Origin of the sequence: Psychrobacter sp., from assembly GCF_018260395.1 — a bacterium.
In the GTDB taxonomy this organism is placed as follows: domain Bacteria; phylum Pseudomonadota; class Gammaproteobacteria; order Pseudomonadales; family Moraxellaceae; genus Psychrobacter.
On the sequence record NZ_JAGLBC010000002.1, the window covers coordinates 22,564 to 38,411 of the forward strand.

The window sequence follows — 15,848 nt, forward strand, 5'->3', positions numbered from 1 at the left end:
AGTCTGAAATTACTACTTTACTAACTATTTTTAACCTAATTGCTTTAACCGATTTGGCCATTTCTAAATAAAAATATTCGATATTAACGCATCTTAGTTAAAATTTTAGCTATGATTTTTATAGGTTATCATTAATTAATAGCTAAGCTTTTTGACTGGGTCTTTACGAATAAAGCCACTCAAACTACAGAGTGGCTTTAGATAAACTTGTACTACGCAATCGCAATATACCAATAGCGTCAAATCTGAGGACATATTGTATATTGCCAATGGTGATATAGATAGCTTTAGCAGCAAGTATATTTTATCATTTTATCCACTTACAGGGTAAAATACTAAAATTAAATGCAGCCAACCTGCTAAGAAACCAGTGACTCCACCCAATATAATTAGCGTGGTTTCATCTTCTCTAAATGCGGGGCGTAATAAATTTTGAAATTCGTGCGAGCTTAGTGCTTTAATACGCTCACAGAATAAACCATATATTTTACTCGCACGACTCTCGTTCAACGCAGGATCACGAATAGGAATCATGGTAGCGTCAATTGACTTATCAATAATGGTATTTTTCAACTGACCAAATTCTTTTCTACCCAAACCAACTCTTAAAGTAGTATTTACTACCGGTGATTCTAGTACACTATACAAATGGTCCTTCATTAGGTCACGAGTTTCAGCCGCTTTAGGTCCGTACATCATCTCATTCATAATATTTTCTAAAGTCACCAGTTCTTGCACAACGATACCAGCGAACACCTCAGAGACTTCAGGCTGACGCTTCATAAAACCGCCCTGCCAGTTAAACGTATCAATTTTCGGTAAAACAGGCACAATAAATGGAAAGCCTTTAATTCGTTTAAATACTCTTAAATACCTAACAGGAGTGGGATCAACAGGGTTAAATACCATCCATATGGCTATCCAGTTGGTTAAAAATCCCCAAATAGCAGCAAAGAAAGGGACAGTCCAGTGTTGTGGTACCAACAAATAAATGAACATTTGCACAATACCAAAGATAAAACCAATCACTGCACTAATATGCCAAATAAAGTTGATTTCTTTTTGACCTACCTTTAAGAACATATTAACCATCAAACGACGATCATTCTCCATAGTTCGTACAATCATTTGACGCATGTCGACCAATTCTTCGACATTATGGGTTAGATCAACAACCAGCTCTCTCATGATAAAAGGTAGCTGCACATGCGCATAACTATAAATACGGCGCTTTAAGGCATAAGGCATATTACCCCATAAAGAAGCAGAACGCTCATTCATGATTTCATCAATAAGCCGCTCTAAATTGGCATCAACAGTAGCGGTAATAAAGTCCGCCATTTCTTCAGGCTCCATTGCCTGAAAGAACTCATCTAACGAGCCTAACTTAGAAAGCGTTTGGTCTACAATAACACCAGAGATTTTACCTGCTTTGGCTGGAACAATTCCTTGCCAGCCTATGCCCTGCCAACCAAATGGCAGGTTAGGAATTTTAATACCCCAGAACTTAATAGGGTAAAACAACATTTTCAAAGCCATCCAAACGTGCGCCCATGTAACAAAAGCCGTTACAAAAGGAATGGTTAACATTGCTAAAAATTCAGGATGCGCGCTTAAGACTTGCCAGATAGAAGAGAGCATGTTGGATATATCACTTATACTTAGGTTGAGGAAACCTATTTCCATGTTATTGTAGTGTTAGTGTGTAAGATTCTAACACACTAACTATCGATTTACTTAAATCAAAACACCAATCCTAGTGAGCCCTGATAATAGCTTGATATGAGTCTATACTGCAATAGCTTTGAGCATATTAATAATCTTTGAGCAATTTTATGAGCGTTGATTTGTTATGTTATAATTGCTAAAAATGGTCATTACCCCTATTATTTACCCCTCCATACGCTGTTTTCTTTCTTCATCCTGCTAAGTATATTAATTTAATGAAACCACCCATATCTTCAGATATTCGCCAGGAAAATCGTAGTTTCCTAAACCGCATTTTTTTTGCAGCGTTATTTATATTCTTAGGCTTATCCGTCCTAATAGTTCGCTATTGGTATCTACAGGTCTATTCGCATGATAAATATATCACTCAAGCTGAGAACAACCGGGTCAAATTAATATCAGACCCTCCTTCAAGAGGGTATATTTATGATAGGAATGGTTATGTACTAGCTGATAATAAACCAGTATTTACGGCCATGCTTAGTCCTGATGAAGTACAAGATCCGAAGCGGACACTGCAGTTACTGGCGCCTATTTTTAATCTTACTAATGAAGATATTGTTGATATTCTTGCTCGTATTGAACAAAGTAAAAATGATCCAGTTACCATTAAAATTGGTATTAATGATCAGCAGATGGCTCAGTTTAGTGAACGTAAACCTTTCTTCAAAGGGGTAAGTATTCAAAGTAAATTGACTCGAAGCTACCCTTATGATGAGTTATTTGCTCATGTTATTGGTTATGTGGGTCGTATTAATGATAAAGAGTCTAAAAAGATTGATAAGGAGCGCTACGCAGGTACTGACCTTATAGGTAAAATTGGTATTGAAAAATACTACGAAGATTTATTGTTAGGCAAAGCCGGTCATCAAGCTGTTGAAACAAATGTACATGGAGACATCCTACGCAAACTTGATAATACGCCTCCTATACCCGGCAATGACATTTATCTTAGCTTAGATTATGGTCTCCAAAAAATCGCTCAAGACCAGTTGAATGGTCGACGTGGTGCTATCGTGGCTATAGATCCTAAAAATGGAGATGTCTTGGCATTCGTCAGTAACCCAAGCTTTGATCCCAACCCATTCGTATCTGGTATCTCATTTAAAGAATATGCTGCATTACGAGATGATCTTGATCAGCCTCTGTACAATAGAGCGTTGCAAGGAATGTATCCCCCTGCTTCAACGGTTAAACCATTTGAAGGTTTAGGGGCTATTCATTATGGCTTAATGGGCTGGAACGACACTATTTATGACCCTGGGTATTTTACACTACCAGGTGACAGTCACCGTTTCCGTGACTGGAAAAAAGGAGGTCACGGAACCGTTAACCTAACCAAATCTATCATGATGTCAGTCGATACTTACTATTATAAATTATCTTATCAAATGGGCATTCAGCGTCTACACGACTGGATGGTACGATTTGGGTTTGGTAGCCAAACAGGTATTGACCTTCCTGGCGAAAAATCAGGTGTCATGCCTTCTCCAAAATGGAAAATGGATACCTACAAAAAAGCTTGGCTACCTGGAGAGACCATTTCGGTAAGTATTGGTCAAGGATACTTTTTGGCAACTCCACTGCAAGTGGCCAATGCTACAGCAACGACGGCCAATTCAGGTAATAAGCTGACTCCGCATATGTTAAAACGCTCAGAAGGGGCAGCTGTAATTCACCCTATCGATAGACCCACAGGACAGATTAAGTTCAATGGGACTAAAGACGATTGGTTAAAAATGCAATCTGCAATGGAAGAAACCGTAAAAAGAGGGACAGCCAAAGGTATTTATACCCCTCGATACCGTATAGCAGGTAAAACAGGTACCGCTCAAGTTAAGTCCATTGCTCAAGGTAAAAGGTATAATAAATCTGCCCTTGATAAGCGCCACTGGGACCATGCTTGGTTTACTGGCTTTGCACCGGTTGATGACCCCCAAATTGCTGTCGCTGTATTGGTTGAAAATGGTGGTGGTGGTAGTCATACAGCGGCTCCTATTGGCCGCGCTTTATTCGATTATTGGATATTACATCGTAAAAGCGACCCTATTGTGCCGCCTACTGCTGAAGAGCTTGAGTTGATTAAGATACAAAAAGCGCAAGCCAAAGCTCAATTAGATGCTGAGCGTGATGCCAAAGTTGCTGCTGAAAAAGCTGCCTCACAGGCTACTGAAACATTACCAGTAAACAAACCAGCTGCAAAACCAACTGAAAAACCAGCGACTTAGAAAATGCTTGAGTTATTAATATGGCGTTTGTTTTTAGCCTATATTACTTTTTACGAAATATAACTTTTTAACAAATATAATTATTCAACAAACTTATAATATTAGTAATTAAATAACCTTTTAGATTCGAAAGCTATATTGATACTGGCCCTGGCGATTATCAATAAAGTTATCTGTCGTAAACTTTTAGCGACTCTTTGACTCATAATTCCTTTTATTTTAACTAATGTTCATAACAATGCACAAACTGGGGAACAGCTAAAAACATGGCAAAAGGCAATGCTTCTAAAGTAAAATCTGGAACTGCGGGTCAAGTGAGAATTATTGGCGGGCAGTTTCGAAGACAGATGGTGCCATTTATTGATGCTGAAGGTCTTCGCCCAAGTCCAGATCGACTAAGAGAAACGCTTTTTAATTGGATTCAATTTGACCTGCATGACGCCAAAGTCTTAGACTTATGTGCTGGCAGTGGTGTTCTAGGGTTTGAGTCCTTATCTCGAGGGGCAAGCTGGGTAGACTTTATTGAACTACAAGCAAATCAAGTTAATATGATTGCTAAAACTGCTGAAAAGTTAAAGTTATCGACTGACCGTTATAGAGTATCCGCTGGTGATGCTCTACAAGTTATCCCCTCGTTAGCTAATAGTATTGTTCATCGATCAGAAAACGTTCATCGATCACAAAACGCTCATCAATCAATAAACGTTTATCAATCAAAAGAAGATACGCCATCTAATGCTATTTCTCCCTATCCATATCATATTGTTTACATAGACCCGCCTTACGACTTGGATTTATGGGTACCGATGATAAACCAGCTTATCGAACATAATTTGGTAAACTCAGAGTCGCTTTTATATATTGAAGATAGACGTATCCTTAGTGAAACTTTGCAGCAATTGCCCTATTCTTACCTCACCCTAAAAGAGACCAAAATAGGTCAAATTTTTGCAAGTCTAATTCAAATAAAACTTGATTAACTACATGGTTTATATCGCTACCTACATAAGCCAAACCTACTGGTATAGCCAATAACACAGGTTAAATACCCATTGATTAGTAGCTTTATAGTTCAACTTAAGTATTTTTAGTGAAATAAAGCATTCAATTTACATTCTTATATTGCTTTTTACGTGGGCAATGACTACAATGTGCGTCTGTTTTTTGAGAGCCCCGTTTCCCCCAACACTCTCAACGACAGTGAAGCAGTTCAGCTGTTTCACAGACAACTGCTTCACTCGACAACTTAAGGTTTAATCATGAAAACACAAAGTGCAAAGCCCGCTGAGGTTACTCACGACTGGTATATCGTCGATGCTAAAGGTAAAACTTTAGGTCGTCTTGCCACTCAACTTGCTGCTCGCCTACGCGGTAAGCATAAGCCATCTTTCACTCCGCATGTAGATACTGGCGATTATATCGTTGTTATCAATGCTGATAAGATTGCAGTAACTGGTAAAAAAGCCCAAGACAAAAAATACTATCGTCACAGTGGCTATCCTGGCGGCATTAAAGAGACTAACTTCACTAAGTTAATTGCTCATAAGCCAGAAGAAGTTCTTTTGAAAGCCGTAAAAGGTATGTTACCTAAAGGCCCTCTTGGTTATGCTACCATTAAGAAGTTGAAGCTATATGCTGGTACAGAGCATCCACATGCCGCCCAGCAGCCTAAAGAACTAGACATCTAATCGCATAATCAGGAGTAAGTTATGGAACGCAATTACGGAACTGGTCGTCGTAAAACGTCAACTGCCCGCGTCTTTTTATCAAAAGGTACAGGTAATATCGTTATAAACGGCAAACCACTTGATGAATATTTTGGTCGTGAAACTTCACGTATGGTTGTTCGCCAGCCACTAGAACTACTTGACTCAGCTAAATCATACGATATCTATGCTACCGTTAAAGGTGGTGGTATCAATGGTCAAGCTGGTGCTATCCGTCATGGTATCACCCGCGCGCTTATTGAGTCTGACGAAACTTTAAAACCTGCTCTTAAAGAAGCTGGTTTTGTTACGCGTGACTCTCGTCAGGTGGAACGTAAGAAATTGGGTCTACGTAAAGCACGTAAACGTCCTCAATTCTCAAAACGTTAATTTATTTGATAGGCAGTGTTATATTTGCTTGTTTAATAATAAGAAAACCCTTGTTGACTCAAGGGTTTTTTTATTTTTACAGAAGCGAATTTATTTTATTACTAAAATAGCTTAGAATAGACACAATTAGTAATATTAGGCAAAGCCAATGTAACCCAACATTTATTATTAATGACCAATAGCATAATGGAATTTAATGCTATTGTCTTCTTATTGCATTGGGTCTTACATACCAGTATGAAACGTAACGAGTAACTTATATACTAAGTTTCGTCGTTTCATGACTTTTATCTGGAGGAAGTTTTTAATGAGCCATGCCGAAGGCGTCAACATAAAACGCCGTAGAGTTCTGATCGCTTCGACTGCCGCTTTAGGCGCAGTAGGGGTTGCTTCGGTAGCCACACCATTCGTGCGTTCTTGGTACCCAAGTGCGAAGGCCGAAGCTGCAGGTGCTGCCGTAACACAAGACATTAGTGCTATCGAAGATGGCCAAATGATTGTTGTTAAATATCGCGGTAAGCCAATATTTGTCGTTAAGCGTACTAAAGAGATGTTAGCTAACTTAGAGAAGGTTACCCCCCTACTAAGTGACCCTACTTCTGAAGCTTCAGTACAACCTGAATATGCTAAAAACGTTACTCGCTCGCGTGAGCCTACTGTATTAGTCGTAGAGGGCGTTTGTACTCATCTAGGGTGTGCGCCGAACTACCGTCCAGAAGTAGGGGCTGCAGACATAGGTGGAAGTAGCTGGTTTGGTGGATTCTTCTGTCCATGCCACGGTTCAAAATATGACTTATCTGGTCGTGTGTATAAAGGCGTTCCTGCTCCGTTGAATTTACCAGTACCAGAATACAGCGTAGATGGTCCTATCTTAACTGTCGGGGAGGCGTAATCATGAGCTTTGGTAAAAAAATGATGGGTTGGGTAGACGCCCGCTTTCCTGCAACTGAGACGTATGAATATCATATGTCGAAGTACTATGCCCCAAAAAACTTTAACTTCTGGTATTTCTTTGGTGTTTTATCGATGATTGTGTTAGTCAACCAGTTAGTTACTGGTATTTGGCTAACTATGATGTTTAACCCTAGCGCTGAAGGTGCTTTTGCGTCTGTTGAATACATCATGCGTGATGTTAAGGGCGGTTGGTTAATTCGTTATATGCACTCCACAGGCGCTTCTGCGTTCTTCGTTGTGGTTTACCTACATATGTTCCGTGGAATGCTTTACGGCTCCTATAAGAAGCCTCGTGAGCTTATCTGGTTAATTGGTATGGGTATCTACCTATGCTTAATGGCAGAGGGATTCTTTGGTTATCTATTACCATGGGGTAACATGTCATTCTGGGGTGCTCAGGTAATTCTAAACTTACCTGCTGCTATTCCTGTTATTGGTGACGGCTTAGCTGAATGGGTTCGTGGTGACTATCTGATTTCTGGTATTACACTTAACCGTTTCTTTGCTTTACACGTTGTAGCTATTCCACTGGTTTTAGTAGGCTTGGTATTCATTCATTTAGTGGCACTACACCATGTCGGTTCAAACAACCCTGATGGTATAGACATTAAGAAACTTAAAGATAAAAATGGCATACCTTTAGATGGCGTTCCTTTCCATCCTTATTACACTGTGCATGACTTAGTTGGTATCGTAGTATTCTTTATCATCTTCTTTGCTGTAGTGTTCTTCTTCCCTGAAGGCGGTGGATTCTTCTTAGAAAAGCCAAACTTCGAGGTAGCTAACTCATTAAAGACTCCACCACATATTGCTCCCGTTTGGTACTACACACCATTCTATGCAATTTTACGTGCAGTACCTGATAAGTTAGGCGGCGTTATTGCCATGGGTGGTGCGATTGCTATGTTGTTCTTATTGCCATGGTTAGACCGTTCACCAGTTAAATCGATACGTTATAAAGGTATTTTATCTAAGATTGCTTTAGCAATATTTGTGGTCAGCTTCCTAGCTCTAGGTTATTTAGGTGTTGCTCCTGCTACTCCATTGAACACTATCTTAGGTCGCATTTTTACAATCTTATACTTCTTATATTTCTTTTTGATGCCAATTTATACTTCAATTGAGACATGTAAGCAACCACCTGAACGCGTTACTGGAGGTCACTAATGAGTGCTTTTATCAAATCATTGACCGGATTAGGTTTTGCTGTGGCTATGGCATTTGCCGCTACATCAGCTCAGGCTGCAGGTGAAAGTGGTTGTGGTACCTTTACTAATGCTAAAGGTGTTGAAGAACATCTTGCATGTAGCACTGCTCCAATCGATTTTAGCAATAAAGGGTCATTACAACGTGGTGCTACCATGTTTATGAACTATTGTGCTGGTTGTCACACTGCAAAATATGTTCGTCATTCTCGTATTGCTCAGGATTTAGAGATACCTCCTGAGTTGGTTGAGAAGTATCTATTGGTAACTTCGGATCAAATTGGTGATCAAATTAATAATGGTATTGATCCAGAGATTCAAGCGAAGTGGTTTGGTGCGCCACCGCCTGATTTATCTTTAGAAACTCGCTTACGTGGTGATGACTGGGTATATACGTATTTATTAAGCTTCTACGAAGACCCAAGTCGTCCATGGGGTACCAATAACTTAGTACTTCATAATGTTGCGATGCCTCATGTTCTAATGAACTTACAGAACCAATTAGGTGAAGAAGAGTATCGCAGCCGTGTAGGCGATCTAGTAAACTACATGGCTTGGATGGCAGACCCTGTACGTGAAGATCGCAAACGTTATGGTTTCTACGTTATTATTTTCTTATTGGTTCTATTAATTCCAGTATATCTATTAAATAAAGAGTTTTGGAAAGACGTTAAATAACCCTACTCTCATTTGAATGGATTGCCCTATATTAAGACGATAGAAATCTATCGTCTTTTTTTATACTTTTAATTTGATAAAGATTATACAATTGATTAAGCAAACTACTTTGGTTACTATGCTAATCTATTCATTGCTTAATGTAGTCTATGATTGATCCTAAAGATATTCCTGATAGCCAACTCGTGTTATATGCTGATGATGGTTATGATAGCCATGTTATTCGGCTATTATTAGCAGAAAAAAAGGTAAATTATTATTTATCTTTACATGATAGTGAGCGACCTGAAGATTTGCGTCAGCTTAACCCGTATAATACCATTCCAGTTTTGGTACATCGTGATTTTAGCTTGTATGAGCTTAATGTCATTTTTGAATACTTAGAAGACAGATATCATGGTCATAAGTTATTGCCCGATACCCCTAAGCAAAAGGCGCTTCAGCGACAGTTGGCTTGGCGTATCCAAAACGATTGGTTAAAACTGGGTCGCATACTTTTAACTCATAAAGATAGTTTAAACGTACAGCAAGCTAATATCGCTCGCCACAAGCTATCAGATGCACTGGTGACTTTGTCTCCAGTATTTGGTAACAGCAATTATTTTATGACAGATGAGTTTGGATGGTGTGACGTATTGCTAGGCGCAATGTTATATCGTCTAGATGAAATGAAAATTGAGTTGCCTACACATTTATGTCGACCGCTTATAGAGTATCAAAAACGTATTTTTGAACGAGAAAGCTTTTTGAAATCTATCAACTGATTTTTATAATAACGCTTATGGTAAAAGTATAACTTTGAAGATTATAAGACTACGATTCATTAAAAATTTATAGAGGGTACTATGACCGAAGAATTACAGCTAACACCTACTCGTCCTTATATGATTAGAGCATTTTATGAATGGTTAGAAGACAATGCATTGACACCTTACTTATTGGTAGATGCTACTCAAGATAATTTAGTCATACCAACTGAGCATGTTCAAAATGGTCAAATTGTTTTGAATATCGCAAGTCAAGCCACTGGCAACCTTAACATTAATAATGATTACATCAATTTTAATGCAAGATTTGGCGGGGTATCTCGCGAACTATGGATACCTATGCAAGCTGTCATGGCTTTGTTTGCTAAAGAAAATCAGTCTATAGCTATGCCATTTGATCCATCAGAATATGATAATTTTATAGCTGAAGAGTCAGAAACACATAAAGCTACACCAAAAGTGGATACAGTTGAGCGGGCAAAAAAGGCAGGTCTAAAAATACTTAAATAATGAAATATAGCGATACGTTAAGCTATCTCAAAAGTTATATCTATTGATATATCAACCTATGTTATTTAATTAATTGTTATTTAATTAACTGTTAATTCAGCTATTAAAGATATAGATATTACTAATTTAGCTATAAACATAATAACCATTAAAATCAAAGCCATTAAAACTGTATCCATTATTTTTGAAGTAACCACTAATACTATTAAGGTCTCTTTTTGAGGCCTTTTATTTGTAATTATAAATGTTGTATTAAGCAACCTTATAACCGCCCTATTAACTAATTATGTGATGATGTCATGCCAAATTACTTTATCAATCCGGATATGCTAATTTATATATTTGATATTATCGGTGTCATTGCTTGTGCTATCGCAGGAACTTTACTAGCTCAGCATAAAGGATTTGATATTGCGGGTTGTATTTTGGTTTCAATGGCCAACGCCATTGGCGGCGGTACCATCCGCGATGTTGTTTTGGACCGACACCCCTTATTTTGGATGACTGACCTCAATTACGTTATAGTAATCACCATTACTTCTCTAGCTTTGCAAATATTCTTTCATCTATATCATAAGATAGATACTGCGGTTAAATTATTTGATGCCATTGGCCTAGCTGCCTTTAGTGTCATAGGTTTAAAAGTAGCTTTATCTCAAGGTGTAGCTCCTGCGATTGCCATTCTAATGGCTGTTTGTACCGCTATTGTAGGTGGCTTGGTTAGAGATATTATCTGTAATGAAATACCGCTAGTGTTGCAAAAAGAGATTTATATTACGGCCAGTGTGATTGGTTCTTGTTTCTACCTTGCCCTCGATGCACTAGGGTTACATACCGGGATAAATGATTTAATCACTTTAGCTGTAATTTTCTTAGTGCGAGTAATGGCTTTAAGGTTTGATTGGCACCTACCTTCTATTCGTCTAGTAAATTAAATAAGTAAGCCTAAACTTTCGTTTAGGCTTTAAAATATGATTATTGAATAAAGAATTTAATTGAATCTATTTAGTAAAGATATTTAAGGAGTTATTTCAGTTACTGCGAGATCTTTGATCATTAATTGAATATTTTGATTACCATTCCAATCATTAATATTTAGCTCAAAAAGCAAATGAACCTGTTTGGCTCTATAATCCCATTTATCGCTATCGTAGTTGAACCAAATAGCATCTACTGGATACATAACATTGGGATATTTTAATGAAAGTTTTAGGTGTTTATCTTTTAATATTTTAGCGCCTAAAACTTCAAACAGCCCATCAAATTGCGGTGCTACGAAGCCATGACCCCAAATATAACTGTGGTTTAATTGTTCCACAAATTGCAGACTAAAATCTTGTGCAGAAAGTTCGCCATCGGTAAATTGAATTTCTTCAAATAACGAAGGATCTAAGCTCTGCATTAAGTCTTCAAAGGATTTGGCAAAAGCTTCAAAATTCTTTTTTTGAATAGTTAGACCTGCTGCCATAGCATGACCACCAAAATGAGTTATCAGTTCAGGGTTACTTTCAGCTATGCTCTCTATGGCATCTCTTATATGAATGCCAGGAATCGATCGTGCCGAGCCCTTAATTGCGTCTAACGGGCCAACATTGGTCTCATTAGCAGGGGCAAAGACGATTGATGGCCGATAATGTGTTTCTTTTAGCCGTCCAGCGACAATACCAATCACGCCTTGATGCCAATCATCTTGATATAAAATTAAACTGCGTAATCCGCTAGGCTTTGTTGTCTTTTCAACCGAATAGGTCTGGATTAAATCCCCTTCTTCTGAGCTAATTTCACTACCATGAGCTTCAGTAGTTAATTGTAGTGTATCAGTCTCAGCCTGTTGCAGTTGACGCAAGATTTCATCCGCTTGCTCACGCATTCCCCCTTCTACATATCGGCGTTCTTTATTCAGCTTATCAAGTTCATAAGCTAAACTTTTGGCCTGCTGCATATCATCAGCTAACAAACATTCTATGCCGATACGCATATTATCCATACGCCCTGCAGCATTGATACGAGGACCAATGACAAAGCCAAAATCTTGGACATTCATTTTTTGAGGATCACGTCCAGCAAGCTCAAGCAGCGCTAAGATACCTAGGCAGCAGCGTCCTTCTCTAATGGCAGCAAGCCCATGCGTCACAAGCGTCCTATTGTTATGGTCTAACACCCCAACATCAGCAATAGTGCCTAAAGCAACCAAATCTAAATAACGACTAACTTGAACACTTAAACGACCTGCTTCACGTCGAAATTTGGACAATCGACCCAATAGATAAAAGGCCACGCCAACCCCTACTAATGCTTTGCTATCGAACTCGCACTGCAATTGATTGGGATTAACTACCGCTTGTGCCTTAGGTGTAGGCTTAGTGGTTAAATGATGATCAGTAATGACCACCGTAATATTATTTTCATTGGCTTTAGCAACACCCTCATGACTTGAAATACCATTATCAACAGTCACAATAACTTCAGGAGAAAATTGATCAATGCCCAATTGAACGATTTCAGGCGTTAATCCATAACCATACTTAAAGCGGTCTGGCACCACGAAATCAACTTTAGCGCCCATTTCAGTTAATACTCGCATCATTAATGCCGTACTGGTTGCCCCGTCACAATCGAAGTCTCCTATAATTAAGATGCGTTTTTGCTTTTCTATCGCCTCATCTAATATTTTTACCGCTTCATCGATATCTTTTAATCCATCGGCTGGCAATAAGTTTGATAATCGGTAATCAAGCGCCGAGGTGTTTTTGATACCACGCGCTAGTAATAATCGGGTTAAAGTTGGTGAGACTTGGTATAGACTTTTGAGGCTATCAGGTAAATCATTTGGCAATGTACCAGTAAAACGGGGGGTTAAAGTCAACATATTTTGATAATTATCTTATGTAAGCAAATTGAAGGATAGAAAATTTTATAAAATATTCTTAGGTTTAGCATAATGTTGAAATAAATCAATATAATTTCTACAGAATTAACGCTGTAAACAGTTGGAGATACAAACGATAACTTGTATCAAATTTTGAAATCTTTAAAATTCGTGATATGAACATGATTACTGAGAAAACTATGTTTAGCGATATAACCAAGTTGATTGAATTTATAACTTAATATTTGAATCAGCGTATTTATTATATAGCTTTATTTGAATACTATTTGCAATTTAAAGCACAATTGTGCTTTTACAAAACCTATTTAATTAATTTATTTGAGGATGCTTCATGATAACTCTTCCTGCAACTGAAAAACTACCTGAGTCAATTGACCCAAGTTTAAATCTAGACAAAATAAAAAAAGAGTGTGAGCAATTGGTAAAAAAACGGGCTAGGTTCTCTGCAGGGGCTGCTATTATACCAGTTCCCTTCGTTGACATGGCTATTGATGCTGGCATGCTGACTCAATTGTTACCTGAGATAAGTGCTCGTTTTGGCCTTATTCCACAACCTGAAGCTGCTATTGACTTAGATTCCAAAGAAGTTCATTGGAATGAGATGAAAAATCGTGCGGTAGATTTTGCTGGTCTTATGGCAACTCGCGGTGTGCTCAAAAAAACTGTTCAAGGTTATGGTGGCCGTATAGTTGCGAAACAGGTAACTAAATTTGTGCCACTTGGAGGCCAAATGGTTGCAGCGACAATGGGTTATATGATTTTCAAAAAAATAGCTACTGAGCATATTAATGAGTGCTACAACTTGGCAAAAAGCTTACAGCAGAAACAACATAGTGGCAATGTCTAATTAGTCTTGGCAATGATATTGGTATCAGCAATATTTATATTAATATCAGTTCTAATTGTAGCGATACTTAATTTTCATTAAAATTTAATCAGCCTAATTTTCTTTAAATATCAAACTTATAAACCAAACTGAAGCCTCCATAATCTTTGGGGGCTTTGTTTTGTAAAACACGTTGAATTAAGACGTTAGAACTTAAAAGACTTAAAAACTTAATTTTATCAAAAAACTTAATTTTACCTAGTCCAAGTCCATACTTTTATGCAGCTATAAACCATACTATCAATAACTTAAAATATAGTCGTCAGTATCAAGTAACTGACCATAGACATGAATGCCGCCGCTGGTAAAGTTATTACCCATGCCAAACCAATCGGCTTCATTAAAGCCCAGTTAGTATTTTTATTGACCATACCTATTCCCAATACCGCTCCTACCAAAACATGCGTACTAGAGACTGGCAAACCCAATATAGATGCTCCCATAACCACTGCAGCTGCGGACAACTCTGCTGAGAACCCAGAAGCTGGATGCATTTGTGCTAAATTAGTACCGACAGTTTGGATAACCTCTTTACCAATAAACCATAGACCAACGATCAAAGCCACACCAAAAGTCACCATGACAGGCGCTGGCACAGTCGCTTCACTAGCAATGGCATTGGTGCGAATAACATCCATAATGGCAACAAATGGACCTACAGCATTAGCAATATCGTTAGCACCGTGACTAAAAGCAAAACCTGCCGCTGTAAACACTTGCATCCAGCTAAATAGAACAAAGGTTGCACGTGATAGATCTTCTTTGTTTTTACCTTTAATACTCTTAGTATAGATAAAGGTAGTCAACCAAATTAAGGCACCAACCATAATCATTAATAAGAAGCCATGCAATGAGGTAAAGGTCAGTTTGACATTACTTAAACCCTTAAAAACCACCATAGCGGTCATAACCACGCCACCGAAAGCAGCAATTAAAGGTACCCAATTTCGTAAGGCTCTTAAGGTATCGATACTGGCTCTTTCACGCTCAATATCATAAAGCTCTTGATAATAATCGGTTTCTAAATCTTCTCTTTGGGTATCTTCATCTTTAAAGATTTCTTGGTCACGTATCATTTTTGATGTATAAGAAATTTGCAAAGATTCAGCCAGCTCGTTTAACCAATCTTTATGACGCTTCTTAAGGGCTTTTTTAAACAGTTTTAGTTCACTTAAGCGCTCTTCAACAAGGTCATTGTAATTTAAAATATGAAACTTGATCTGACCGTATATAAAATAAGCCAATAAGCCGCCTAACATAGTAGAGATAACCCAAGACAGGGCAATCTCAGCGATTTGGTCCCACTGAACTGTAGATAGTGCCGTTTGCGTGCCGCCTATTTGAATACCCATTACGATCGAACTACCTACCACACCACCTATAATCGAGTGCGTGGTAGAGACTGGCAAACCTTTTTTAGTAGCGAATAACAACCATAATGCAGCTGCAATAAGAGCTGATAACATGACATAGATAAATAGATTTGGTGTAACCGCAGGACCCAAAGAATTTAGATCAACAATCCCTTTACGAATAGTGTCCGTTACCTCTCCACCAGCAATAACTGCACCTGATACTTCAAAAATTGCAGCCACAGCTAAGGCTTGTGGAATAGTAAGCGTTCCCGCCCCAACTGATGTACCAAATGAATTTGCCACATCATTACCGCCAATATTAAAGGCCATAAAAAGACCAAATAAAGTGGCGACAATAAGCAAAGATGTTTGATGATGGTTGGTATACTTTAGACCCCACCAAATGAAATAGGCAGTAATGATTAAAAACAAAAGACCAAATATAAAGTTAGCCTTTGACGATCCCTGAAATTGGCTACTATTGGGTGTACTTGAGGGTTGAAACATGATTATTATTGCCTAGCGTAGATGGTAATATAAAAACCCGCGAA

At 38.2% G+C, this 15,848-nt stretch carries 14 protein-coding genes; 11 read left to right on the forward strand and 3 right to left on the reverse strand.

Going from position 1 to position 15,848, the window contains the following annotated elements:
* Positions 1 to 312: 312 nt before the first annotated feature.
* A complete protein-coding gene (locus QZ265_RS00415; protein ID WP_296402278.1) occupies positions 313 to 1,641 on the reverse strand; it encodes a hypothetical protein in 1,329 nt (442 codons plus the stop codon).
* A 302-nt stretch (positions 1,642 to 1,943) separates the two neighbouring features.
* On the opposite strand from QZ265_RS00415, the gene mrdA reads away from it, so the two are divergent.
* From mrdA to QZ265_RS00465, 10 genes are all read left to right on the forward strand, one after another.
* Entirely contained in the window at positions 1,944 to 3,956 is a 2,013-nt protein-coding gene (gene mrdA, locus QZ265_RS00420) for a penicillin-binding protein 2 (protein ID WP_296402280.1), read from the forward strand.
* Between the two features lie 266 nt (positions 3,957 to 4,222).
* Positions 4,223 to 4,936 (forward strand): RsmD family RNA methyltransferase, encoded by a 714-nt coding sequence (locus QZ265_RS00425; RefSeq protein WP_296402281.1) that lies wholly within the window; start codon positions 4,223 to 4,225, stop codon positions 4,934 to 4,936.
* A 279-nt stretch (positions 4,937 to 5,215) separates the two neighbouring features.
* Entirely contained in the window at positions 5,216 to 5,644 is a 429-nt protein-coding gene (rplM, locus tag QZ265_RS00430; RefSeq protein WP_296402282.1) for a 50S ribosomal protein L13, read from the forward strand.
* Between the two features lie 21 nt (positions 5,645 to 5,665).
* Entirely contained in the window at positions 5,666 to 6,052 is a 387-nt protein-coding gene (gene rpsI / locus QZ265_RS00435) for a 30S ribosomal protein S9 (protein WP_296402285.1), read from the forward strand.
* Between the two features lie 307 nt (positions 6,053 to 6,359).
* Positions 6,360 to 6,944: a ubiquinol-cytochrome c reductase iron-sulfur subunit gene (gene petA, locus QZ265_RS00440; RefSeq protein WP_296402286.1), complete on the forward strand. Its 585-nt coding sequence runs from the start codon at positions 6,360 to 6,362 to the stop codon at positions 6,942 to 6,944.
* A 23-nt stretch (positions 6,945 to 6,967) separates the two neighbouring features.
* Positions 6,968 to 8,173 (forward strand): cytochrome bc complex cytochrome b subunit, encoded by a 1,206-nt coding sequence (locus QZ265_RS00445; RefSeq protein ID WP_296402329.1) that lies wholly within the window; start codon positions 6,968 to 6,970, stop codon positions 8,171 to 8,173.
* On the forward strand, positions 8,173 to 8,889 hold the full coding sequence (locus QZ265_RS00450) for a cytochrome c1 (protein WP_296402288.1): 717 nt from the start codon (positions 8,173 to 8,175) through the stop codon (positions 8,887 to 8,889). The genes QZ265_RS00445 and QZ265_RS00450 overlap by 1 nt, the downstream gene beginning before the upstream one ends.
* A gap of 149 nt (positions 8,890 to 9,038) precedes the next feature.
* A complete protein-coding gene (locus QZ265_RS00455; protein WP_296402290.1) occupies positions 9,039 to 9,653 on the forward strand; it encodes a glutathione S-transferase N-terminal domain-containing protein in 615 nt (204 codons plus the stop codon).
* Between the two features lie 81 nt (positions 9,654 to 9,734).
* Positions 9,735 to 10,166: a ClpXP protease specificity-enhancing factor gene (locus tag QZ265_RS00460; RefSeq protein ID WP_296402292.1), complete on the forward strand. Its 432-nt coding sequence runs from the start codon at positions 9,735 to 9,737 to the stop codon at positions 10,164 to 10,166.
* 299 nt (positions 10,167 to 10,465) lie between these two features.
* Positions 10,466 to 11,101: a trimeric intracellular cation channel family protein gene (locus QZ265_RS00465; RefSeq protein WP_296402294.1), complete on the forward strand. Its 636-nt coding sequence runs from the start codon at positions 10,466 to 10,468 to the stop codon at positions 11,099 to 11,101.
* Between the two features lie 83 nt (positions 11,102 to 11,184).
* Here QZ265_RS00465 and recJ read toward each other — a convergent pair whose 3' ends face one another.
* The gene (gene recJ / locus QZ265_RS00470) at positions 11,185 to 13,035 is read right to left on the reverse strand and encodes a single-stranded-DNA-specific exonuclease RecJ (RefSeq protein ID WP_296402295.1); all 1,851 of its coding nucleotides are present in this window, start codon (positions 13,033 to 13,035) and stop codon (positions 11,185 to 11,187) included.
* 352 nt (positions 13,036 to 13,387) lie between these two features.
* On the opposite strand from recJ, the gene QZ265_RS00475 reads away from it, so the two are divergent.
* Complete coding sequence (locus tag QZ265_RS00475) at positions 13,388 to 13,903, forward strand: hypothetical protein (protein ID WP_296402297.1); 516 nt, start codon at positions 13,388 to 13,390, stop codon at positions 13,901 to 13,903.
* Positions 13,904 to 14,190: 287 nt separating this feature from the next.
* Here the strand turns inward: QZ265_RS00475 and QZ265_RS00480 are convergent, their stop codons facing one another.
* A complete protein-coding gene (locus tag QZ265_RS00480) occupies positions 14,191 to 15,804 on the reverse strand; it encodes an inorganic phosphate transporter (RefSeq protein ID WP_296402298.1) in 1,614 nt (537 codons plus the stop codon).
* Positions 15,805 to 15,848 lie beyond the last annotated feature (44 nt).